Origin of the sequence: Rhizobium sp. Root483D2 (assembly GCF_001426685.1) — a bacterium.
In the GTDB taxonomy this organism is placed as follows: domain Bacteria; phylum Pseudomonadota; class Alphaproteobacteria; order Rhizobiales; family Rhizobiaceae; genus Pararhizobium; species Pararhizobium qamdonense.
The window spans coordinates 24,263-47,075 of the sequence record NZ_LMFB01000009.1 but is presented as its reverse complement, the minus strand read 5'-3'; the positions used below and the strand labels follow the sequence as shown (position 1 = coordinate 47,075).

16 protein-coding genes and 2 pseudogenes are annotated in these 22,813 nt (G+C 59.3%); 16 read left to right on the top strand and 2 right to left on the bottom strand.

The window, feature by feature from the left end:
- Positions 1-60 precede the first annotated feature (60 nt).
- From ASD32_RS06865 to ASD32_RS06840, 6 genes and pseudogenes are all read left to right on the top strand, one after another.
- Positions 61-785 (top strand): annotated as a pseudogene (locus ASD32_RS06865) (FadR/GntR family transcriptional regulator).
- 70 nt (positions 786-855) lie between these two features.
- Complete coding sequence (locus tag ASD32_RS06860; protein WP_060637280.1) at positions 856-2,367, top strand: ABC transporter substrate-binding protein; 1,512 nt, start codon at positions 856-858, stop codon at positions 2,365-2,367.
- Between the two features lie 81 nt (positions 2,368-2,448).
- Positions 2,449-3,396: an ABC transporter permease gene (locus tag ASD32_RS06855; RefSeq protein WP_060637279.1), complete on the top strand. Its 948-nt coding sequence runs from the start codon at positions 2,449-2,451 to the stop codon at positions 3,394-3,396.
- The gene (locus tag ASD32_RS06850; RefSeq protein WP_060637278.1) at positions 3,393-4,268 is read left to right on the top strand and encodes an ABC transporter permease; all 876 of its coding nucleotides are present in this window, start codon (positions 3,393-3,395) and stop codon (positions 4,266-4,268) included. Before ASD32_RS06855 ends, ASD32_RS06850 begins: the two co-directional genes overlap by 4 nt.
- A gap of 21 nt (positions 4,269-4,289) precedes the next feature.
- A complete protein-coding gene (locus tag ASD32_RS06845; RefSeq protein ID WP_060637277.1) occupies positions 4,290-6,074 on the top strand; it encodes a gamma-glutamyltransferase family protein in 1,785 nt (594 codons plus the stop codon).
- A gap of 92 nt (positions 6,075-6,166) precedes the next feature.
- A pseudogene (locus tag ASD32_RS06840) lies at positions 6,167-7,995 on the top strand (ABC transporter ATP-binding protein).
- A gap of 27 nt (positions 7,996-8,022) precedes the next feature.
- On the opposite strand, the gene ASD32_RS06835 reads toward ASD32_RS06840, so the two are convergent.
- A complete protein-coding gene (locus ASD32_RS06835) occupies positions 8,023-9,060 on the bottom strand; it encodes an AraC family transcriptional regulator (protein WP_060637276.1) in 1,038 nt (345 codons plus the stop codon).
- Positions 9,061-9,248: 188 nt separating this feature from the next.
- Here ASD32_RS06835 and ASD32_RS06830 point away from each other — a divergent pair, with 188 nt between their 5' ends.
- From ASD32_RS06830 to ASD32_RS06785, 10 genes are all read left to right on the top strand, one after another.
- Positions 9,249-10,634 carry an aminotransferase gene (locus ASD32_RS06830; protein WP_244490115.1) on the top strand — a complete coding sequence of 462 codons (1,386 nt, stop codon included), beginning with the start codon at positions 9,249-9,251 and terminating at the stop codon, positions 10,632-10,634.
- Between the two features lie 124 nt (positions 10,635-10,758).
- Positions 10,759-12,306 carry an ABC transporter substrate-binding protein gene (locus ASD32_RS06825; protein ID WP_060637275.1) on the top strand — a complete coding sequence of 516 codons (1,548 nt, stop codon included), beginning with the start codon at positions 10,759-10,761 and terminating at the stop codon, positions 12,304-12,306.
- 69 nt (positions 12,307-12,375) lie between these two features.
- Positions 12,376-13,347 carry an ABC transporter permease gene (locus ASD32_RS06820; protein WP_060637274.1) on the top strand — a complete coding sequence of 324 codons (972 nt, stop codon included), beginning with the start codon at positions 12,376-12,378 and terminating at the stop codon, positions 13,345-13,347.
- Entirely contained in the window at positions 13,344-14,183 is an 840-nt protein-coding gene (locus ASD32_RS06815) for an ABC transporter permease (protein WP_060637273.1), read from the top strand. Before ASD32_RS06820 ends, ASD32_RS06815 begins: the two co-directional genes overlap by 4 nt.
- 9 nt (positions 14,184-14,192) lie before the next feature.
- The gene (locus ASD32_RS06810; RefSeq protein ID WP_082546668.1) at positions 14,193-15,881 is read left to right on the top strand and encodes an ABC transporter ATP-binding protein; all 1,689 of its coding nucleotides are present in this window, start codon (positions 14,193-14,195) and stop codon (positions 15,879-15,881) included.
- A 77-nt stretch (positions 15,882-15,958) separates the two neighbouring features.
- Entirely contained in the window at positions 15,959-17,617 is a 1,659-nt protein-coding gene (locus ASD32_RS06805; RefSeq protein ID WP_162252646.1) for an amidohydrolase, read from the top strand.
- Between the two features lie 91 nt (positions 17,618-17,708).
- Positions 17,709-18,809, top strand: a complete 1,101-nt coding sequence (locus ASD32_RS06800) for an ABC transporter ATP-binding protein (RefSeq protein WP_156383083.1) — start codon at positions 17,709-17,711, stop codon at positions 18,807-18,809.
- A gap of 71 nt (positions 18,810-18,880) precedes the next feature.
- Entirely contained in the window at positions 18,881-19,933 is a 1,053-nt protein-coding gene (locus ASD32_RS06795; protein WP_060637271.1) for an extracellular solute-binding protein, read from the top strand.
- A gap of 35 nt (positions 19,934-19,968) precedes the next feature.
- Positions 19,969-21,159 carry an ABC transporter permease gene (locus tag ASD32_RS06790; protein ID WP_060637270.1) on the top strand — a complete coding sequence of 397 codons (1,191 nt, stop codon included), beginning with the start codon at positions 19,969-19,971 and terminating at the stop codon, positions 21,157-21,159.
- Positions 21,156-21,956 (top strand): ABC transporter permease, encoded by an 801-nt coding sequence (locus ASD32_RS06785; protein WP_060637269.1) that lies wholly within the window; start codon positions 21,156-21,158, stop codon positions 21,954-21,956. Before ASD32_RS06790 ends, ASD32_RS06785 begins: the two co-directional genes overlap by 4 nt.
- A 61-nt stretch (positions 21,957-22,017) precedes the next feature.
- On the opposite strand, the gene ASD32_RS06780 is transcribed toward ASD32_RS06785, so the two are convergent.
- Positions 22,018-22,242, bottom strand: coding sequence for a hypothetical protein (locus tag ASD32_RS06780; RefSeq protein ID WP_060637268.1), 225 nt, complete (start codon positions 22,240-22,242; stop codon positions 22,018-22,020).
- Between the last annotated feature and the right edge of the window lie 571 nt (positions 22,243-22,813).

The following is a 22,813-nucleotide window of genomic DNA, read 5'->3' as shown; positions in this document are numbered from 1 at the left end:
TGTTTCACTGAACCAATCATAAATTGGTGTGAACCATTGGACCAGAATTCTGATCATAAAATGCGGGAAAATTCCCATTACGCGTTGGAGCGGTTGCGGGAGCTTTGCGTGTCACGACGCTGTTCACGGACGGAAAATTGCCGACGGAACGGGCTCTTTCTGAACGTTTTGGCGTCGGAAGGCGCGAAATCAGACGTGCGCTTGAGGTTTTGGAGGCCGAAGGGCTGATTTGGCGAAAGCAGGGGGCGGGCACGTTCCTGGGTCAGAAACCGGATAACTGGAGCGATCAGGTGGCCAGCCTGGTGCCCGGAACCAATTTCATGGAAATCATGGAAGTGCGCCTGCGGATAGAGCCGCAACTGGCGCAACTGGCGGCCATGCGGGCCAAGGACTCCGATATCGAGCGCATGCGGGGGTTGCGCGACAAGATCTACGAGCGCACCGATGCCGATTGGCGGGAGCTTTGGGATGGCGCGCTGCATCGTCTGATCGCGCAGACCGCAGGCAATCAGCTTTTTCTGTCGCTCTTCGATATCATCAACCGGATCCGGCAGGATCCGGCTTGGCAGTCGGTGCGCGACAAGGCCCGAAAGCTCGACAAGAAGCTGAGCGAATCGCGCGATCAGCACACGGAAATCATCGAGGCCATCGCATCACGGGACCCCGCGCGCGCCGGCGAAGCAATGCGCGATCACCTGCTGACATTGCAGGAGCGGTTGATCCGCCAGACATCGATGGACATTCCAGACCGGCAGGACCCCACCAAGGAGACGAAGACCATTTGAGCCAGGGCGCAGCCCAGAACAAAGACCGGAAAACCGGCGTGTTCAGATAACCACCAGAGGAACAGATATAATGAAGCGACTGACAGGAATTTCAGCACTTTTTCTCGCCGGCACTGTATTGGCCACGCCAGCTCTCTCTGCCGATTTGCGCATCGGCATCATGGATGATCCCGACATTCTCGACCCTGCGCAATCCGTCACATTCGCTGGCCGTATCGTCTATACCAGCCTTTGCGACAAGCTGCTCGATCTCGACAATAAACTCGCCATCGTTCCGCAGCTCGCCACTGAATGGGCTTGGGGCGACAATGGCAGCACGCTGACCATGGATCTGCGCGAAGGCGTCGTTTTCCATGATGGCACGCCGTTTAATGCCGATGCCGTTGTCTACAATATCGATCGCAACATGACGTTGCCGGAATCGCGCCGCAAGAGCGAGCTTGCCTCGGTGGCAAAGGTCGAGGCGACAGGCGACTACCAGATCAAGTTCACGCTGAAGAGGCCTGATGCCAGCCTGCTTGCGCAGCTTTCCGACCGCGCGGGAATGATGATCTCGCCGGCTGCCGGAAAAGAACTCGGCGCCAATTTCAGCACCAAGCCGGCTTGCTCCGGCGCCTTCAAATTCGTGGAGCGCATCCAGCAGGATCGGATCGTTCTGGAGAAATTTGACGATTACTGGAACAAGGACAATATCTTCATCGACAAGGTGACGTTCCTGCCGATCCCGGACACCACGGTGCGTCTCGCCAACCTCAGCGCCGGTGATCTCGACCTTGCCGAGCGCATCTCGGCGTCCGATGCCGCATCGGTCAAGGCAGACCCCAACCTCAATTACGGCGAAACCATCGGTCCGGGCTACATGGCCCTCTATGCCAATATCGCCAACAGTCCGACGGCCGACACTCCGTTCGGCAAGGACAAGCGCCTGCGCCAGGCATTTTCGCTCTCCATCGACCGTGAGGCGATCAATCAGGTCGTTTTCGAAGGCACGGCGATGGCCGGCAACCAGCCCTGGTCTCCGTCCAGCCCCTGGTACAACAAGGATATTCCCGTTCCTGCCCGCGACATCGTCAAGGCCAAACAGCTGATGAAGGAAGCCGGTTACGAGACATTCGAGATCGAGCTGCAGCACGCCAACAATACCACGCAGACACAGATGATGCAGGTCATCCAGTCCATGGCTGCCGAGGCCGGTTTCGACGTCAAGCTCAAGGCAACCGAATTCGCGACGCTGATATCCGAGCAGACGGCCGGCAACTATGTCCTGTCCCGTTCCGATTGGTCCGGCCGCTCCGATCCGGATGGCAATGTGCACCAGTTCGTCACCTGCAAGGGCGGCATCAACGACACCAAATATTGCAATCCGCAGGTCGATACGCTCTTGAACGAGGCCCGCGGCTCGACGGACAGTGCGGTGCGCAAGGCGAAGTACGATGCGGCGGTGACGATTCTCAATGATGAATTGCCGCTCATCTATCTCGGCCATCAGGCCTATCTCTACGGCTATTCCAAGAAGATCACGGGCTTCACACCCTCCGGCGACGGCATGATCCGCCTGACAGGCGTCAAGAACGGCGGCTGATTGAGGCGCGTGCCTTGGCAGGATGCATCCTTGGATGCGTCCTGCTGTCCTGAACCTATGCCCGTATAAGGACCCGCGTTCATGTATTTGTATATCGCCAAGCGGCTTCTGGTAGCGATACCGACGCTGTTGATCATATCTGTTTTCGTTTTTTCCCTGCAGAAACTTCTTCCGGGAGACCCCATCCTTGCCATGGCGGGCGAAGAACGCGATCCTGCGGTCATCGAACTCCTGCGCGAAAAATACCGGATGAACGAACCGGTCGTGTACCAGTATGCCTATTGGCTGGGCGCGGTGCTCCAAGGTGATTTCGGCATGTCGCTGCGCGCCAACCAGCCGGTTCTGGAACTGGTGGCCGAGAAACTGCCCGTGACCATTCAGCTCGCAGCCATGTCCATGGTCTTTGCCTTCATCATCGGCGTGCCCATGGGCATTCTGGCGGCGGTAAAGCAGAACACGTGGATTGATTATCTGGCCAATATCGTCGCCCTTTCGGGGCTATCCATCCCGAATTTCTGGCTTGGCATCATGCTCATCCTGCTGGTTTCGGTTCAACTCGGCTGGCTTCCGGCGTCCGGCTATGAATCGTTCCTCGTCGATCCCGTGCAATCCTTGAAGACGATGATCATGCCATCCTTCGTTCTCGGCACGGGACTGGCGGCAACGCTGATGCGGCATACACGCTCATCGATGCTGTCGGTGATGAAGTCCGATTATATCCGCACGGCCCGGGCAAAGGGCCTTTCAACCCGTGAAGTGGTGCTCAGCCACGCCTTCCGCAATGCGCTTTTGCCGATCATCACGCTGACGGCGCTGTTGTTTGGCGAACTGCTCGCGGGCGCCGTCCTCACCGAACAGATCTTCACCATTCCCGGCTTCGGCAAGCTGATTGTCGATGCGGTGTTCAACCGGGATTACGCGGTGGTGCAGGGCGTCGTGCTGTGTACGGCAGTCGGGTTCATCCTCATGAACCTGATGGCGGATGTCGTCACTGTTCTTCTCAATCCCCGCATGAGGGCTGCCATATGAGCGCGTCCGCAACGGCCATTGCAGCCGAAAAACCGAAGGCCCGCGAAAACCGCGCCTGGAAAAAGATGAAGCGCAATCGCAGCGCGATTGCCGGTCTGGTCATCATCGCCTTTTTCACGCTTCTGGCGATGGCAGTACCGCTTCTGCCCTTGGCCGATCCACTCGCCACCAGCTGGGGCGCCATTCGCAAGGCGCCGTCGGCTGCGCACTGGCTGGGCACCGACGATATTGGCCGCGACGTCCTCTCCCGCATGATCTGGGGCTCGCAGGCGTCGTTGATGGCCGGCGTCATCTCGGTCGCCATCGCGGTCGCAGCCGGCGTGCCCTTCGGACTGATTTCCGGCTATTTCGGAGGCTGGGTCGACCAGGTGATATCCCGCGTAACCGAGGCGTTTCTCGCCATGCCGTTTCTGATCATGGCAATTGCGCTGGCTGCGTTTCTGGGGCCGAGCCTGACGAACGCGATGATCGCCATCGGCCTGTCCGCCATGCCGATCTTCGTGCGATTGACGCGGTCGCAGGTTCTGTCCGTCAAGACGGAGGACTATATCGAAGGCGCACGCTCGATCGGGCTTGGCCATGGCGATATCATGCTGCGCTACATCCTGCCGAACATCGTGCCGCCGATCATCGTGCAGGCAACGCTGACGGTCGCAACTGCGATCATCGCCGAGGCGAGCCTTTCCTTCCTTGGCCTTGGCCAGCAGGCACCGGCCCCCAGCTGGGGCTCAATGCTGAACGTCGCCAAGAATTTCCTCACCCAGGCGCCCTGGATGGCGATGTGGCCGGGCGCTGCCATCTTCCTCGTCGTCATCGGCTTCAATCTCTTGGGCGACGGCCTGCGCGATGCGCTCGATCCCCGCGAAAACTGAGAATTCCCAAAGGATACAACAATGACCACATTCACCACCCGCCCTGAAATTCTGGGTACGTTCGGCGTCGTGACATCAACGCACTGGATCGGCTCGGCCGTGGGTATGAGCATTCTCGAAAAAGGCGGCAATGCCTTCGATGCCGCCGTTGCCACGGGCTTCGTGCTTCAGGTTCTGGAGCCGCACCTGAATGGACCGGGCGGCGATATGCCGGCCGTGATCTATTCGAAAAAGAAGGACAAGATCGAGGTCATCTGTGCGCAGGGGACGGCCCCTGCTGGCGCCACGATCGAGCATTACACCGCCGAGGGCATCGATCTCATTCCGGGAGACGGCCTGCTTTCGACCGTCATTCCCGGTTCCTTCGATGGCTGGATGCTGATGCTGCGGGACTACGGCACCATGACCGTGCGCGACGTGCTCGAGCCCGCCATCTATTATCTCGAACAGGGACATCCCATTCTGGCGCGCGTATCGGCGACCATTGCGGGACTGGCCGAGTTTTTTAAGAAGGAATGGCCGACCTCCTTTGAGACCTGGCTGCCGGGCGGCGTCGCACCTGCGCCGCTTTCCAATTTCAAGAACCCGGTCCTGGCGCAGACCTGGAAACGCATCATCGCGGAAGCGGAAGGCAAACCCGGCCGTGAGGCCGGCATCGATGCGGCGCGAGACGCGTTTTATCGCGGCTTTGTTGCCGAGGCGATCAGCGATTATCTGAAAACTGCAGAGGTCATGGATGCCAGCGGCAGCCGCCACAAGGGCGTACTGACGGGCGAAGACATGGCCAACTGGACGGCAACGATCGAAGAACCCACCACCTATGACTATCATGGCTGGACGGTTGCGAAGACAGGACCCTGGGGGCAGGGACCGGTTCTTCTACAATCCCTGGCGTTGTTGAAGGGCATCGATGTCGGCTCGATGGACCCCGTTGGCGTGGATTTCGTGCATACGGTCGTGGAAGCGATGAAACTGTCCTATGCCGACCGCGAAGTCTATTATGGCGATCCGGAGTTTTCGCAGATTCCGGTCCAGACCCTGCTCTCGGACGCGTACAATGACGAGCGGCGCAAGCTGATCACCGGCAAGGCATCGATGGACCTGCGCCCCGGTCGCATTCCCGGTTTTGAAGCGCAGCATGACCTGACGATGGACATGCTCAATTCCATGGCAGGCATCGGTCCGGTCTACGAGCCAACCATGTCGCACCTTACCGAAAAGCGCGGCGATACCGTGCATATCGACGTCATCGACCGCGAAGGCAACATGGTGTCGGTCACGCCTTCGGGCGGCTGGCTGCAGTCGTCGCCGATCGTGCCCGGCCTGGGGTTCTGCCTCAATTCGAGGGCGCAGATGTTCTGGATGAAGCCGGGCCTGCCGACATCGCTTGCGCCGGGAAAACGTCCGCGCACGACGCTGACGCCCGCTCTTGCTCTGTTCGAGGGCCGGCCGACGCTTGCTTTCGGAACGCCGGGTGGTGACCAGCAGGACCAGTGGCAGCTGGCCTTTTTCCTGCGCTACGCGCATTTCGGCATGAATTTGCAGCAGGCGATCGACCTGCCGCTGTTCCACACCACCCACTTCCCCGGCTCGTTCTATCCACGAACGCGTCAGCCGGGCAATGTGATGATCGAGCGCAGTATTGGCGAGAGCGCGCTTTCCAATCTCAGGGCACGCGGACATGACATTTCGGACGCCGACCCCTGGACAGTCGGCCGCCTGACCGCCGCACGGCGCGACGCCGACGGTCTTCTCCGAGCGGCCGCCACGCCACGCCTGATGCAGGCCTACGCCGTTGGAAGGTAGCACGTACGAATGATCTGGAAACCGGGCGAGCGGCGAGGGGACATTTCCCCTTGGCCTGCGGCCAAAATCAGTCAGATGCCGGGGAACATAATATGAGCAACACTGTGAAGACACCGTCGCATGAAGCCGTCCTTTCCGTTCACAATCTGACCACCTCGTTTCTGGTGGACGGCGAATGGAAAACTGTCGTGCGGAAACTCTCGTTCGACGTGAAGGCAGGCGAAACGGTTGCCATTGTCGGCGAAAGCGGATCGGGCAAGAGCGTCACATCGCTCTCCCTCATGCGTCTTCTGGATCCGCGTTCCAGCCGGATCGACGGCAAGGTGCTGCTCGGCGGCCGCGATATTCTCAGCCTCAGCGAAAAGGAGATGCGCGGCGTGCGCGGCAATGACGTCGCGATGATCTTCCAGGAGCCAATGACGTCGCTCAACCCTGTCTTCACCATCGGCCGGCAGATTTCCGAAGTGCTGACGCGCCACAAGGGCATGGACAAGGCCGAGGCGCGGGCAGAGACCATCAGGCTTCTGGAAAAGGTCCGCATTCCCAATGCACTGGGGCGGTTTGATGAATATCCGCATCAGTTTTCGGGCGGCATGCGTCAGCGCGTCATGATCGCCATGGCGCTGGCATCCAAGCCAAAACTGTTGATTGCCGATGAGCCGACAACCGCGCTCGATGTGACAATCCAGGGCCAGATCCTCGACCTGATCAAGCAGTTGCAGGAGGAGGATGGCATGGCCGTACTCTTCATCACCCATGACATGGTGTGGTGGCCGAAATTGCCGACCGCACGATCGTGATGTTCCGTGGTGACCAGGTGGAAACCGGGGAGACCGCCGATATCTTCTATCGCGGGCACCATCCCTATACCCGCGCCCTGCTTGCAGCCGTCCCCAAGCTCGGCTCCATGGAGGGGCATGACTGGCCCCTGCGCTTTCCGCGTGTCGACATGGCCAGCGGCGTAATTTCTGCGTCAAAGGAAGTGCCGGACACCGTGGAGAAGGGAATGACGCCCGTTCTGTCGGTGAAAAACCTCGTCACCCGCTTCGATATCCGTTCCGGCCTGTTTGGCCGCACGACCGGCGCGGTGCATGCGGTTGAAAATATCTCGTTTGATCTGTTTCAGGGAGAGACGCTGTCTCTTGTTGGAGAATCCGGCTGCGGAAAATCGACGACCGGCCGCTCCATCGCGCGTCTGGTGGAACCGCGCAGCGGCCAGGTGACGCTGGATGGCTATGATGTTCTCAAACTCGATCCGGTGGCGCTGCGCACCATGCGCCGCAGCGTCCAGATGATTTTTCAGGACCCGTTCTCAAGCCTCAATCCGCGCATGACGGTGGGTTCGGCCGTGGCCGAGCCGATGATCAAGCACGGCATCGCATCATCGGCGGATGCAAAACAGAAGACCGCCGATCTCATGGAGCGTGTTGGTCTGTCTGCCGCGATGATGGACCGTTATCCGCATGAATTCTCCGGCGGTCAACGCCAGCGCGTCGCCATCGCCCGCGCCTTGGCGCTCAATCCCAAGGTGATCATCGCCGACGAAAGCGTGTCGGCGCTGGATGTGTCGATCAAGGCGCAGGTGTGCAATCTGCTGCTCGATCTGCAGGAACAGTTCAAGATCGCCTTCCTGTTCATCTCGCACGACATGGCGGTGGTGGAACGCGTCAGTCACCGCGTGGCGGTGATGTATCTCGGCGAGATCGTCGAGATCGGCCCCCGCGCCTCGATCTTTTCCAACCCACAACATCCCTACACCAAGAGGCTGATGGCGGCAGTTCCCGTGCCCGATCCCGCACGCCGGGGCCTGTTGCGCAATGCAGCCACCGACGAACTGAAAAGCCCGGTCCGTCCAAACGGCTACGTGTCACTGGAGCGATCCTACCGCGACGTGTCGCCGGGCCATCTGGTCTTGATGTGACGGCCGCATTTGTCCTGTCAGAACCTATTACGACACCGTCTCGCCCGTTGCGTCCCGCTTTCGCCGCTTGACGAAATCGCGTGGGGATTCGCCGGTCCAGCCTCTGAAGGCGCGCGACAGGACGGCGGCGTCGGAATAGCCGGCGCTGAGCGCGATGCCGGTGATGGCGCCCCGCCTTGCGCGCGTCAAAAGGCTTTCGGCAATCAGGCGGCGCTGGCCGGTAATCAATTCGCGGAAACCGACGCCTTCCTCCGCCAATCTTCGCTGGAGACTGCGGGCGGAAAGGCCCAGTTCCTTCGACACCCGTTCAAGGCTGACCTTTTGCGAGCCGAGTTTCTGCATGATGACGCGGCGCACCTTGTCGGACGTGCGGTCATCGGCCGGCATTTCATTTTCCAGATGGCGCATCTGGCTGTCGATAAAACTGCGCATGGCGGGATTGGCGCCACCGACCTGGCGCTTCAGATCGTCATGTGCCACGACGATGCAATTGCTTCTCTGCTCGAAATAAACCGGGCAGCCAAGCACGGCTTCATATTGGCGGCGCATTTGACCCGCATGGCGGAAATGCACTTCCAGCGGCGCCCATCCGGGCCCCATGCGGCGGCGGATCTGCCCGCAGATATTGGCCACCGAATAGTCCACATCCTGCACGCAAGCCGACCAGTCGCCGCCTTCATAGTCATAGGTGAACTCGGCGCCGCGCTCCCCGGCAATGAGCGTCAGGCTCCAGCCTTCGTTCATGGCGCGCGCATAGCTGGAAAACGCCACCAGCGCATCGCCAAGGCTGCTGGCGGCGTTGATGATGAGGCTGAATGAACCGGGCGTGTAGTCGATGGCTTCTGCCCCAAGCCGCAGGCCAAGGGTCGCGTCGCCCAGAATGTCGGCCATCTCCTCCTGAAACAGGATGTATTGCGGCAAAGGCATGCGCCTATAGGCGTCATAGGTATCGGCAAGCCGAAGACCGTGGCGCTTCAAAAAGCTCTCATGATCGATCTGCCGCTTCATCAGCGTTTCAACGAAAAGCCTCAGAAGATGCACGCGGATGGTGGGGACGGTTTTCATGGGCGGTCCAGGGCAGGTGTATTCCAGCCTATGAAAAAGCAAGCCGCATGCCAAGCGTCCGGTCACGCGTCACGTATTGCAATGAATCTGTCGTGATTTGCAAGGAATTGAACGCCGCCTCTGTCGCTAGATGGCTGTCATCAGATCCCGCCAGACCGTGGGAAGGTGAAAAGCAGGAGTATCCGATCGTGGACGCCATCAACTCTCCTTTTGCAAGGGACATCAAGTTTCAACTTCATCCTCAAACGGATGCGCGGCTGCATGAGCAGACGGGTCCTGCCATTGCCCGCAAGGGCGACGGCGTTTATGTGACCGATACGGCGGGAAACCGGCTGCTGGAGGGCATGGCCGGGCTCTGGTGCACATCGCTGGGTTTCAGCGAGAAACGCCTGGCCGACGCCGCCTACAAACAGATGCTGGAACTGCCCTATATCCAGAATTTCGCCCATCGCACCAGCGAGCCGGTGATCGATCTCGCCGAAGCGCTGCTTAAAAATGCGCCAGAACCGCTTTCCAAGGCAATATTTTTTGCATCCGGCTCCGAGGCGACGGATTCGGCCATCAAGTTTGCCTGGTACTACAACGCCGCACGCGGCAAGCCGGAAAAGCGCAAGATCATCAGCCGCATGCGCGCCTATCATGGCACGACCATCGGTTCCGCCAGCCTGACCGGCCTCACAAACATGCATGTCCAGTGGGGACTGCCGCTGCCGGGCTTTCTTCACGTATCCTGCCCGCATTTTTACCGCGATGGCCTGCCCGGCGAAACCGAAGAGACCTTCGCCACGCGCCTGGCGCAGGAACTGGACGACATGATCACGCGCGAAGGCGCCGATACGGTCGCCGCTTTCTTTGCCGAGCCTGTGATGGGCACGGGCGGGGTCGTCGTGCCGCCGGCAACCTATTTCGACAAGATCCAGGCCGTTTTGAAACAGCATGACGTGCTTTTGGTGGTCGACGAGGTGATCTGCGGTTTCGGCCGCACCGGCCATTATTGGGGCTCTGATGCCTTTGGCATCAAGCCGGACATGCTGACCTGCGCAAAAGGCCTGTCCTCCGCCTACCTGCCGATTTCGGCTCTCCTGATCAGCGATGATGTCTATCAGGTGATTGCCGATGAGACACACCGGCTGAACGGTTTCGGGCACGGCTATACCTATGGCGGCCACCCGGTCTCTGCCGCCGTCGCGCTCGAGACGCTGCGCATCTATCAGGAAGACGATATTCTCGGTCACGTCCGCACGCTCGCGCCGGGCTTCCAACGGAAAATCAAGGCATTTGAGAACCACCCGCTGGTGGGCGAGGCGCGCGGCATGGGCCTGATGGCAGCCATCGAACTCGTCTGCGACAAAGAGAGCAAGGAACCCTTTGCCAAATCTGTGAAGGCAGCATTGCGCCTGTCCGATCTGGTCCGCGCACAAGGCGTCATCCTGCGGTCCCTCGGCGATTCCCTCTGCATCGCCCCGCCGCTGATCATCGAAGAACAGGACATCGACGTGATCATCGCAGCCATTGCCAAGGCGCTTGATCTGCTGGAGGCGGAGTTGACCGAAGAGGGGGCCTTTAACGGATAAGGATGCGCCGGAGGGCGTTACGCGCCCGGCAAATGCATGGATTGGGGAAGGTATCGTTGCCGTCATCCGGGCATTTTCAGCCCGAAGATAGGCAACGCAGAGATGAATTAAAAAGGGGAAAATCATGCGCCAAACGATATTTCTACCGCTTATAGTGTCGCTGTTGACCGGTCCCGCTCTCGCAGAGCCCACACCGGGCGGTGTCGCCAATCTCATTGTCCAGCCTGAGCCGCCCGGCATCATGATCGGCATCACGACCAATGCGCCGGCGCTCGACGTGGGCGGGAATATCTTCGAAGGCTTGCTGCGCTACGACGAGAAGCTTAATCCCATGCCTTCCCTGGCAAAGTCTTGGGACATCTCGCCGGACGGCACCACATATACGTTCCACCTGCAAGACAACATAAGCTGGCACGACGGCCAGCCGATGACGGCCGCCGACGTCCTGTTCACGGTCAATGACTTCCTGACGAAAACGCAGCCGCGTCATCGCAACATCATGACGCGCGTCAAGAGCGTCACTGCACCCGGCGAAAAAACCGTTATCTTTTCGTTGAAGGGACCTTTCGAGCCTTTCATCCGGGCTTTGTCCTTCGCCACCATGCCGATTGTTCCCAAACACATTTACGAAGGCACCGATTATGCGGCAAATCCGGCCAATCAATCGCCTGTCGGGACCGGGCCGTTCAAATTGGCTGAGTGGAAGAAGGGGTCCTATATCAAGCTTGACCGGAACACGGATTATTACATCAAGGGAAAGCCTTATCTCGACGAGCTGATCTATCAGATCATCCCGGATGCCGCCTCGCGGGCCATCGCCTATGAAACCGGCAATGTCGATATTCTGCCGGGGGGATCGGTCGAGAACTTTGACATTCCGCGCCTGTCGCAGCTCCCCAACACATGCATTACCGACAAGGGACAGGAATATAACGCGCCGCTCGCCATGATCTGGATGAACAACCGCGTCGCGCCCATGGACAACCTGAAGTTCCGTCAGGCCGTCGAGTTTGCGCTCGATCGCGACTTCGCCAAGGACGTTCTCTGGAACGGATATGGGAAGATAGCCACCAGCCCGTTTTCCTCGCTGCTGCCGTTCTACAGCAAGCAGGAGCCGCAATATTCCTACGATCCCGCAAAGGCCAAAGCCCTGCTGGCGGAAAGCGGCTATGATGGCAGAACGTTGCGGCTGCTCCCCACGCCCTATGGCGAGACCTGGCAGCGCTGGGCCGAGGCCGTGAAACAAAACCTCGAAGAGATCGGTATCCCCGTCGAAATTCAGACGGGCGATACCGCGAGCTACAATCAGCGCGTCTCGAACTGGGATTTCGATCTGGCCTTCACATTTGTCCATCAATATGGCGATCCCGCCATCGGCGGCGACCGTCACTACAAGACATCGCAGATCATGAAGGGCAATCCCTTCAACAATGTCGCGGGCTATTCCAATCCTGAGGCCGATGCATTGTTCGATGCGGCAGCCATTGCCTATCCGGCATCCGAGCGGCAGAAACTCTATGACCAGGTTCAGGCGAAGATCCTCGAAGATGCGCCTGTCACATGGTTGCTCGAACTGGGCTTTCCCATCCTCTCCAATTGTAAATTCAAGAATGTCGTGACCACGGCAAATGGCATCTCCGATGCCATGCGCGATGTCTATATCGAAAAATGATCCGGCCGGTCCTATCGGCCGCCCTTTCAGCTGCCGGTTTTCCAGCCGCAACATCAACGGGATCACGCCATGGCACGGTTCATTACCGAACGGCTTTTCAAAGCCGCTCTTATCCTCCTCTGTATCGCCATCCTCAACTTCTTCCTGATCCGGGCAGCACCCGGCGATCCGGCAACGATTATGGCTGGAGAGTCTGGAGCGGCGGATGAAGTTTTCCTGCAGCAATTGCGCGAGCGCTTCGGTCTCGACAAACCGCTCTACATGCAGCTTTTTGCCTATCTTTCTTCGGTGGTGAAATTCGACTTCGGTTATTCCTACCGGCAGCAGGTTCCCGTCCTCGACCTGATCATCGACCGGCTGCCGGCGACTTTGATGCTGTCGGTTGCAGCCTTCGTGATTTCGCTGGTGCTCGGCATTGCGGCGGGTGCATTTGCCTCCGCGCGGCAGGGCCGTTGGTCGGATACGCTGATTTCGACAGTCGCCCTGCTGTTCTATGCAACGCCGCTCTTCTGGCTGGCATTGATGGCTGTGCTGCTGTTTTCGGTCCAGCTGGGATGGCTTCCAGGGTTCGGCTACGAGACGGTCGGCGCCGGCTATACCGGTGTCAGGCGCATGCTGGACATTTTGCAGCATCTCATCTTGCCGGCCTCGACGCTCGGGCTGTTCTTCATGGCGATCTATGCACGCATGACCCGGGCCTCGATGCTGGAGGTCAATACGATGGATTTTGTCAAGACTGCCAAAGCCAAGGGCCTTCGCCCGGCGGTGGTTCAGCGCCGCCATGTCCTTCGCAATGCGATCCTGCCGGTCGTGACGCTCGCTGGTCTCCAGGCCGGTCAGCTCGTCGGCGGCGCGGTCCTGATCGAAACCGTTTTTGCCTGGCCGGGAATCGGCCGCCTGATGTTCGATGCCCTATCGCAGCGCGATTACAATCTCCTGCTCGGCGTCTTCATCATGTCTGCGGCGATGGTGCTTCTCTTCAATCTGATCACAGACGTGCTCTATCGCATCGTCGATCCGAGAATCCGGGTGACATCATGAAGGAATTCTGGAAACGTTTCTCGTGCAACAAGGGCGCAGTGCTTGGCATCGTCATTCTCGGCCTTGTGATCGTCCTGTCCGCCGCCGCTCCCTTTGTGTTTCCCAAATCGCCCTGGGCCATGGTGCAGCGTCCGTTCATCCCGCCGTTCACGATGGATGGATTTTGGCTTGGAACCGATCCGATGGGCCGTGATCTGGCCGCCGCCATTGCCCACGGCGCACGCGTCTCGCTGCTTGTCGGTCTCGTCTCGACGGCCGTCTCGCTCCTGATCGGCATTCCGATCGGTGCTGCCGCCGGTTATTTCGGCGGTTGGGTCGATGATATTCTCATGCGCTTCACCGAGTTTTTCCAGTCTGCTCCGAGTTTCACCCTCGCCGTCGTTCTGGTTGCGATATTCCAGCCGTCGATCGCATCGATCGTCATTGCCATTGCCCTTGTGTCCTGGCCGCCTGTGGCACGCCTGTTGCGGGGGGAGGTCATGTCCTTGAAGTCCCGCGAATTTGTCGAGGCTGCCGTTCTGTCCGGTCAGGGGCACTGGACGATCATCTGGCGCCAGATCCTGCCCAATACACTCTCGCCGATCATCGTGCTCGCCTCGATGATGGTAGCTGCGGCGATCCTTATCGAGAGTTCCCTGTCCTTCCTTGGCCTCGGCGACCGCAATGTCATGTCTTGGGGCTACATCATCGGCGCGGGGCGAACCGTTATCCGCCAAGCCTGGTGGGTGAGCTTCTTCCCCGGCGCTGCAATCTTGTTCACGGCGCTTGCGCTCAACCTGATCGGGGAGGGGCTGAATGACGCCCTCAATCCGCGTCTGCACCGGCGTGGCAAATAGGAGGGATCGATGACCGGCTTTAACCACGAACCTATCATCCATCCCGAACGCACCGTCGAACACACCAAAGGCCGTCCCAACCCGGTGGTCTGCATCGAGCATCTTTCCATCGCGCTGCCGGCTGGAGCAGACCGTGCCTTTGCTGTCGAGCGGGTTAATTTCAAGCTCTATCCAGGGGAAATACTCTGCGTCGTCGGCGAATCCGGTTCGGGCAAGTCGATGTCGGCCAACGCACTGATGGGGCTTTTGCCGGATACGGTGCGGGTCGCGCAAGGCCGCATCCTGCTGCAACACGTGGATCTTTTGAAACAGCCACCGGAAAAACTCTATGATCTGCGCGGCAACCGCATCGCCATGATTTTCCAGGAGCCGATGTCAGCGCTAAACCCGCTCATGAAGGTTTCGGCTCAGATAGAAGAGGTCTTTGAAGCGCATAACAGGCTGACGCAGAGAGAGCGCCGGACAAAGGCATTGGAGCTTTTGACCGAGGTGGGCCTGCCTGATCCGGAGCGGGCGGCGCAATCCTATCCGTTCCAGCTTTCCGGCGGCCAGCGCCAGCGCGTGATGATCGCGATGGCCCTGGCGCTCGAACCCCAGGTCCTGATCGCCGATGAACCCACAACTGCACTGGATGTGACGACGCAGGCGCAAATCCTAAAGCTCATCGCCAGATTGCAGAAGGACCGCAATATGGCGGTCATGTTCATCACCCATGATTTTGGAGTGGTCGCCGAGATCGCCGATTATGTCACGGTCATGCAACTTGGCCGCATCGTGGAAAGCGGCCCGGCCGAAAAGGTGCTGTATTCTCCCCGGCATCCCTATACGAAAAAGCTGATTGCCGCCATTCCGGCGCTGCAGTCAGGTGCTGAGACGACGGTGGCAATGCCGGCCGTTCTGACCGTCGAAGGCTTGAGCAAGACATATCACACGGGCGGCGGCTTGTTTAACAGGCAGCGCGATATTCACGCGGTGAAAGATGTGTCCTTCTCGCTCGGACGGGGCGAAACGCTTGGGATCGTCGGTGAATCCGGCTCCGGTAAATCCTCCGTTGGCCGTTGCCTCGTGCGCCTCCAGATGCCGTCGGCAGGGCGCGTCCTCTTATGTGGCAAGGATATGGCGCGGTTGGATGGCGCCGAATTGCGCGCCGTGCGCCGCCGCATCCAGATGATCTTTCAGGATCCGTATTCCTCGCTCAACCCACGCCAGAAAGTCGGCCGCATCATTGCCGACGGCCCCATTGCCTATGGCGAGAATGAGACGGAGGCGCTCAGGCGTGCGGCAGAGCTGATGGAGATGGTCGGCCTGGAGGCGAAAAGCATGAACCGTTTCCCGCACGAGTTTTCCGGTGGCCAGCGTCAGCGCATCGGTATCGCCAGGGCGCTGGCGCTCAAGCCTGAAATCATTGTTGCCGACGAAGCCGTCTCAGCGCTCGATGTGTCCATTCAGGCGCAGGTGCTTGATCTTTTGACGGCGCTGAAAAAGGAACTCGATCTTTCGCTTGTTTTCATCACCCATGACCTGCGCGTTGCCGCTCAGATCTGTGATCGCGTCATGGTCATGCGGCGAGGCGAGGTGGTCGAGACCGGTTCGGGTGCGGCCATTTTCGGAGCACCGGAACATCCCTATACGCAGAGCCTGATTGCGGCGATCCCCGGGCGCGTGAGGGAAGGTGAGATCCTGATGATGCGGCAGTGAAAAGCACGTTGTGACCGTTGCCGGGGCTGCGATCCGCGCCTCGAAGCTTTGAACTCAGTGCAAAAAAGGGAATGTGCATGTCGTCAAACCTCGCCACGGCCGAGCTCGTCATCCGGAATGCACGGATTTATACCCTCGAGCCCAACAAGCCCTGGGTTGACGCTGTGGCGATCCGAAATGGTCAGTTCGTGGCAACGGGGTCTTTTGCCGAAATTGCGCCCCTGATTGACGACGCCACCCGGGTTCTCGATTTCGCCGGACGCATCGTGCTGCCTGGAATGATTGACGGTCATTGCCATGCGTTTGAAGGCGCACGCGCAGCCCTGTTCGAACTCGCCCTTTCCCCGCGCGACGATTTCGACCAGCTGATTGAACGCGTACGCGCCGCAGCGGCCGTTCTTCCAGAAGGGCAATGGCTGAAGGGTGGTGGCTGGGAGGGACGCAGGCTGCTGCCGGTCCTCTCGCACCCCGATGCCCTGAAGCGCTTTGATGCGGCAACGGGTGACTGCCCGGCTGTGCTTCGGGATATCAGCTGCCATACGCTTTTCGTCAATACCGCCGCGATGCGCGCCGCCGGGATCGACCGCAATACGAAAGTTCCAGATCATGGCGGTATCGTGCTCGACGATAGCGGCGACCCCGTTGGTCTTCTTCTGGAAACAGCGAGCGCATTGGTGTTCGAAGCCATGCCCGATTTGTCACAGGGTGAAATTGACTTGGTCATCCGGCATGCGGGGGGCCTCTTCAATTCCTGCGGGATCACAGGGTTCGCCCATGCGGTAACGTCGGCGCAGACCATGAAGGCGTTCAGTGATGCCGACAGGCGCGGCGAGCTGACGGTGCGGGTTGCGACATTCATCTCGACCGATAACCTCATCACCCCTGAACGGGATGGTATCGGACCTGCCGTCATCGAGCGCCGGCACGACTATGCTTCAAACTATGTGAATGTCGATTTCGTGAAATATTTCATGGATGGTGTTCCGGGATCGGTTACCGCCGCATTCAAGGCTCCCTATGGACCGGCGAATGGCGGCGCGCAGTCTGTCGCACCGTTTTACAGCGTTGAGGAATTGCGCGATCTGATTTTGCCGCTGGATGCCCAGGGTATCCGCGTCAAGATTCACGCGATCGGCGATCTGGCCATTACATCCACGCTGGACGCAATAGAGCAGGTGCGTGCCGCCAATGGTTTCGATGGACCGCAACACTCTATCGCGCACCTCGCCTATATCGATGACGAGGATATAAAGCGGCTATCATCGCTGAACGTCTTGGCCGATATCTGCCCGCCGATGTGGTTCCCGAGCTCAATCTTGAGCGGGAATATTCAGCTTTTGGGCGAGGAGCGTGGCCATCGTTGCTGGCCCGTCGGAGATATCCTCCGATCGGGGGCAACTGTAACCATCGGTTCCGATTGGCCAGCGATCGTCCCATCTCCAAATCCTTGGCCCGGACTATCGGCGCTGATCACGCGGGAAGACCCCTGGCGTGGACATCCCGGTGTTTTCCGGCCCGAGCAGGCGATCAGCCTTGAAGAGGCTCTGCCGCTCTACACCATCAATGCGGCTCGCAGCATCGGCTTTGGAGACAGTGCCGGGTCTATCGAGACCGGCAAAGCTGCCGATTTCATCGTCCTTGATCGCGATATATTTTCGATCGATGCCAGGGATATCGCCGGGACCAAGGTGCTCACCACCTATTTTGCCGGTCAGCCGGTTTATCAAGCCGAGTGAATGCGCTGGCTTTGCAAAGGGGCTGAAAAAATGTCCGCAGGCGATAGCGATGCACCGGGAATGCCTCATGACAAACAGGACGAGGACGGGAATGGAAAGCACTGATATCGTTGCTTTTGATAGGGTCAGCAAAACCTATGACGGCAAGAGCTGGGTTGTCGATAATCTGTCGCTGACCATCAAGACCGGCGAATTCCTGACGCTGCTGGGCCCGTCCGGTTCCGGCAAGACGACCACGCTGATGATGCTGGCGGGGTTTGAGACGCCGGAAGCGGGGCGTATTCTGGTCGATGGCAAGGACATCGTGCCGCTTGCGCCCTATAAGCGCGACATGGGCGTCATGTTTCAGAGCTACGCCCTTTTCCCGCATATGACGATTGCTCAGAATATCGCCTTTCCGCTGGTGGCGCGCAAAATACCGGCTGGCGAGATCCAGATCCGTGTTGCCGAAGCGCTTGACCTGATCCAGCTTTCCCATGCGGCGGATCGCAAACCGGCGCAGCTTTCGGGCGGGCAGCAGCAGCGCGTCGCACTCGCCCGCGCCCTGGTCTATCGGCCGCGCCTTGTCTTGATGGACGAGCCGCTGGGTGCGCTGGACAAATCCCTGCGGCACAGCATGCAGCAGGAAATCAAGGCGCTGCACAGCCGCGTCGGCATTACCTTCGTTTACGTCACGCATGATCAGGATGAAGCGCTGACCATGGCAGACCGGATCGCCATTTTCGACAGGGGCAAGATCGCTCAGCTCGGCGCGCCGCTCGATCTCTACAACGAGCCCGCCGACAGTTTCGTCGCCGGATTTCTCGGGCAGACGAACTTCATTCCGGCCAAGGTGAAAGCTGCGGCAGGCAATCGCGTCCTCCTGGATTTCTCCACCTGTCCCGGACAGGTCTGGGCCACGGCCCCTAAAGGCTGCCCGGCCGGCATCGGTACCGCCGTCACAGCCGCGATCCGGCCTGAAAATATCCGGCTGGCGAAAACAGCGAGCAACGGCCCGGACAATGCGGTGATCCAGGCGGTCGTCGCAGGCACGGTCTTCCACGGCGATCATATCTCGGTGCGTCTGCTGACGGGAATGCAGGCCATCGATGTGAAAGCCAATCCCGCAGACTTTCCGCAACCACCGGCCAAGGGAGATATCCTCCACGTCCACATCGCTGCAGGGGCAGTCAGGGCGCTGGAGGCGATTTAGACGCCATAAAAACAGGATTACCGCACCTCAAAAGGTGCCTTTCAAAAAAACGATAAAAGGGGATTTAAAGAATGCGTAAGGTCAATCAATTCTTCCATTATTCCGCAGCCGTCGCCGGAGCAATCCTGTTGCTGTCCGGAACGGCTTCTGCCCGCGACCTGACGGTCGTCGGATGGGGCGGCGCCTTGCAGGAGCAACTGCGCCTCAATTTTTTCGATCCCTACAGCAAGGCGATCGGCAAGCCGGTTCTCGAAGACAGCTGGGATGGCGGCATCGGTCTCCTTCGCACGAAAACCGCCAATGGCGACGGCGGCTGGGATGTGGTGCAGGTCGAATCCGAGGAGTTGGAACTTGGATGTCAGGAAAGCCTGTTCCTGAAGCTGGACGTGGCCGCGATCGCCAATCCCGATGATTTCCTTCCCGGCAATGTCCACGAATGCGGTATCGGGGCAGGATCCTACAATTTCGTTTTGGGCTTCGACAAGAAGGACGGCAATGTAGCACCCGGCGGCTGGGCCGATTTCTTCGATCTGCAGAAATTCCCCGGCAAACGCGCTTTGCGCCAGGGCCCGAAGGGCAATCTGGAGATCGCGCTGATGGCGGATGGCGTAGCGCCGGCCGATGTCTATTCTCTGCTCGCGACCCCGGAAGGCGTGGATCGGGCCTTCCAGAAACTCGACAGCATCAAAGCTGATTTGGTTTTCTGGAAAACCGGCTCGCAGCCTGCGCAGATGATGGCGGCAGGCGATGTCGCCATGTCGTCGTCCTACCATAGCGGCCTGGTGAACGCGATCCGCAAGGACAATCTGCCCTTCGGGATCGTCTGGAACCAATCGCTGACGACAACCGACAGCTGGGTGATCCTGACAACGACGCCGAACACGCAAGAGGCTTATGGCCTGTTGAAATTCATGACCAATCCGGATGCGCAGGCAAGGCTCAGTTCCTTCCAGCCGATCGGCGTCAGTGTGAAGTCCGCAGTCGATAAGGTCGATCCCGAAACCGCGCCATATCTGCCCACCTTCCCGGACAATTCGAAAAACGTCCTGACGCTCAATGCGTCCTTCTGGATCGATCATATCGACACGCTGACGGAGCGCTGGACAGCCTGGGCCGGACAGTAATCGGATAGTCACGCAGAGATCGGGGAGATTTGACAATGGGCAGTGTGATCACGGATAGCAACGCCAATATCCGCCGGCGGGCGCAGCTCAAGGCCTACGCCCTGATCGCACCGCTCGCGCTGCTCTTGCTCCTCACCTTTGCTATACCGCTCGGTTTCATTCTCACCCGGTCCGTGTCCGATCCGGAACTGGTGGAAACCCTGCCGAATTTGAGCGGAGCGCTTGCTGCCTGGGATGGTAAAAGCGCTCCGCCGTCCTCGCTACTGGATGCGGCCCGCGCAGACCTCGATCAAGTGGAGCCGCAGAAACTTGCAGCTGTGGCCCGCAGGCTTTCCTATGAGGGTTCAGGTTTTCGCAGCCTGCTGACCAGCACCAAGCGAAAGCTGAAGACAGATCCGGCCACAGCCTTCAACGATCCACTCTGGCAGAACCGCGAGACCTGGCAGGCCATGAAGCGCGCCGTCGGGCCGGTGACGGATTACTTTCTGCTGGCTGCCATCGACAAGAAACGCGACTACCAGACAGGTCTTCAGGACGGTTCCAACCGCGGCCTTTACACCGGCATCATCGCCCGGACCTTCGTCATGGCCATCGTCGTCACCGTGGCTTGCCTTTTCCTGGCCTTTCCGCTGTGCTCTTACCTTGCGCGGCAATCTGACCGGCTGCGCAATATCCTCTTGCTTTTCGTGCTCCTGCCTTTCTGGACGGCGGCACTGGTGCGCAACACCGCATGGATGATCATTCTTCAGGACAGGGGCGCGATCAATCAGGTTCTGCTGTCGCTCGGCATCATCGAAGCCCCGCTCTCGCTCATGTACAATCGCGGCGCGGTGATCGTCGCCATGGCGCATGTCATGCTGCTTTTCATGATCTTTCCGCTGCTGGCATCGATGCGCTCCGTCGATCAACGGCTGCTGATGGCGGCGTCGTCGCTGGGGGCCGGACCTGTCATGACATTGTTGAAAGTCTATCTGCCGCAGATCATGCCCGGCGTGATGGCCGGAAGCCTGATGGTGTTCATCGTCACGCTCGGGTTCTACATCACCCCCGCTTTGCTCGGCGGGCCGGCCGACCAGATGATCAGTTACTATATCGCACAGTTCACCACCGCCACGCAGAACTGGGGCATGGCGGCGGCGCTCAGCGTCATTCTGCTCATTGCCACCGGACTGCTCTATCTGCTCCAGACAAGCCTCAGCCGCCGCTTTCAGGGAGGTGCCCGATGATCAAGTCCAGGAAAAAAACGCCGCTGATTGATCGTCTTAACGCCATGTTCGGCTGGCTGGTGCTGGTTTTTCTGGCAGCGCCCGTTGTCCTCGTGCTGGTGTTGTCGTTCAGTCAGGATAAATACATCACCGTTCTGGTGAGCGGCTGGACGCTGGACTGGTACGCGGAGTTCATCAACTCTCCCCGCTGGATGACGGCCCTGACAAACAGCCTCATCGTCGGCGTCGCATCGACAGTCCTGTCCGTAATTCTCGGCAGTGCCGCCGCCACCGGGCTTTCCCAGCCCGGACTTGCCTGCCGCAGGCTGATCGAATTCCTGCTGGTCGCGCCAATGATCCTGCCTGCCGTGGTAATCGGCGTCGGCATCTATTTCGTCTTTGCAAGGATGGGGCTGACGGGAACAATGACCGGGCTGATCCTCGCCCACACGACACTTGCAGTGCCGTTCGTCGTGGTGTCCACTGGTGCCGCACTCGCCTCATTCGACCGGCGGCTGCTTCAGGCTGCCGCAAGTCTTGGTGCCACCCCGGCAATGACGTTCCGCAGGATCACGCTTCCGGTCATTGCGCCCGGCATGATGTCCGGCGGCCTCTTCGCCTTTGCCACGTCGCTGGATGAGGTGGTGGTCACGCTGTTCGTTGCAGGGCCCGGTCAGCGCACCTTGCCGCGTGAAATGTTCACGATGATCCGCGAACAGATGACCCCGGCTATTCTGGCGGCCGCCGGCATTCTCATGCTGCTGGCAACGCTGTTCATGATCCTGTCGCTGGCAGTTGCGCCAAAGTCCAAGGGGTGACAGCCGAGCTGTCCTGACACCCCGTCATTCTGCCGATGTCTTCACCGGCGGCATCGGTCCATCAACGCTGCAGGAGCACGCGCTGCTTGACATGCGCTTCCCAGGTCGCCGCAGCCTGTGTTGCGGACTGCTTGTTGTGAAATGCAAAAGTGTGGTGGCCGGTTGCGCGGCTTGCGGGGCTGAAGGGCACCGCATCATACTCCGTCCCTTCGTTGATCCCCACGGATTGGAGGACCGCTTTGATCTCGTGCACAAAGCGTCCGGTAATGGCAAAATCAACGTTCATGAAATTTCCTTTTTGGTGCATGCCAAGCCGCTGGGCCTGTCATAGATGTGGAGTGTCTGCGGTGCTTCCCGGCCCAGCATTGCAGCCCTTTGACGGGAGACCGGGTCTTCAGTCGCTCGCGCGCTTCTTCGGATCTGCAGGCTTGACGGTGACTGGCTTGTCTGGCGCTGGAACGTCTTCCTGCTTCAGCTCGGCTTCAGTCTTAGGGCGAAATTTGATCATGTTTCTGGTCTTTCGGGGCTTGGCTCCGGAAGGTCGGGAGCTGGTGTTTTCGTGATGAAAACCAAGTTGAAACGCGCTGTCTGGCTAGAAATACGCACTGGAAAACGCGATATAGGCGCAGAGAACCAAAGACAAAGTCAGCGTCCACCGGATGAAGAAAAGCACATATTGAAACTGGTAAATGGAATCGAAGAGTGATTTCATCGCCGGACTCCCGTGATAAATCGGATATTCGATCCTTTAACACAGAAAACCGGATTTATGTTTTAATTATTCGAGCACACAGGAATTGTAATTCTTGGCAGCGGGAGCATTGAATGCTGGCACTCCCAGATGGAGAGTGCTATTC

Excerpts from the sequence above, each read along its gene's own strand:
- ASD32_RS06855 (WP_060637279.1), top strand. The coding sequence starts at position 2,449 with ATGTATTTGTATATCGCCAAGCGGCTTCTGGTAGCGATACCGACGCTG.
- ASD32_RS06810 (WP_082546668.1), top strand. The coding sequence starts at position 14,193 with ATGACCGGCTTTAACCACGAACCTATCATCCATCCCGAACGCACCGTC.
- ASD32_RS06795 (WP_060637271.1), top strand. The coding sequence starts at position 18,881 with ATGCGTAAGGTCAATCAATTCTTCCATTATTCCGCAGCCGTCGCCGGA.
- ASD32_RS06805 (WP_162252646.1), top strand. The coding sequence starts at position 15,959 with ATGTCGTCAAACCTCGCCACGGCCGAGCTCGTCATCCGGAATGCACGG.
- ASD32_RS06790 (WP_060637270.1), top strand. The coding sequence starts at position 19,969 with ATGGGCAGTGTGATCACGGATAGCAACGCCAATATCCGCCGGCGGGCG.
- ASD32_RS06850 (WP_060637278.1), top strand. The coding sequence starts at position 3,393 with ATGAGCGCGTCCGCAACGGCCATTGCAGCCGAAAAACCGAAGGCCCGC.
- ASD32_RS06820 (WP_060637274.1), top strand. The coding sequence starts at position 12,376 with ATGGCACGGTTCATTACCGAACGGCTTTTCAAAGCCGCTCTTATCCTC.
- ASD32_RS06815 (WP_060637273.1), top strand. The coding sequence starts at position 13,344 with ATGAAGGAATTCTGGAAACGTTTCTCGTGCAACAAGGGCGCAGTGCTT.
- ASD32_RS06785 (WP_060637269.1), top strand. The coding sequence starts at position 21,156 with ATGATCAAGTCCAGGAAAAAAACGCCGCTGATTGATCGTCTTAACGCC.
- ASD32_RS06845 (WP_060637277.1), top strand. The coding sequence starts at position 4,290 with ATGACCACATTCACCACCCGCCCTGAAATTCTGGGTACGTTCGGCGTC.
- ASD32_RS06825 (WP_060637275.1), top strand. The coding sequence starts at position 10,759 with ATGCGCCAAACGATATTTCTACCGCTTATAGTGTCGCTGTTGACCGGT.
- ASD32_RS06780 (WP_060637268.1), bottom strand. The coding sequence starts at position 22,242 with ATGAACGTTGATTTTGCCATTACCGGACGCTTTGTGCACGAGATCAAA.
- ASD32_RS06860 (WP_060637280.1), top strand. The coding sequence starts at position 856 with ATGAAGCGACTGACAGGAATTTCAGCACTTTTTCTCGCCGGCACTGTA.
- ASD32_RS06800 (WP_156383083.1), top strand. The coding sequence starts at position 17,709 with ATGGAAAGCACTGATATCGTTGCTTTTGATAGGGTCAGCAAAACCTAT.
- ASD32_RS06835 (WP_060637276.1), bottom strand. The coding sequence starts at position 9,060 with ATGAAAACCGTCCCCACCATCCGCGTGCATCTTCTGAGGCTTTTCGTT.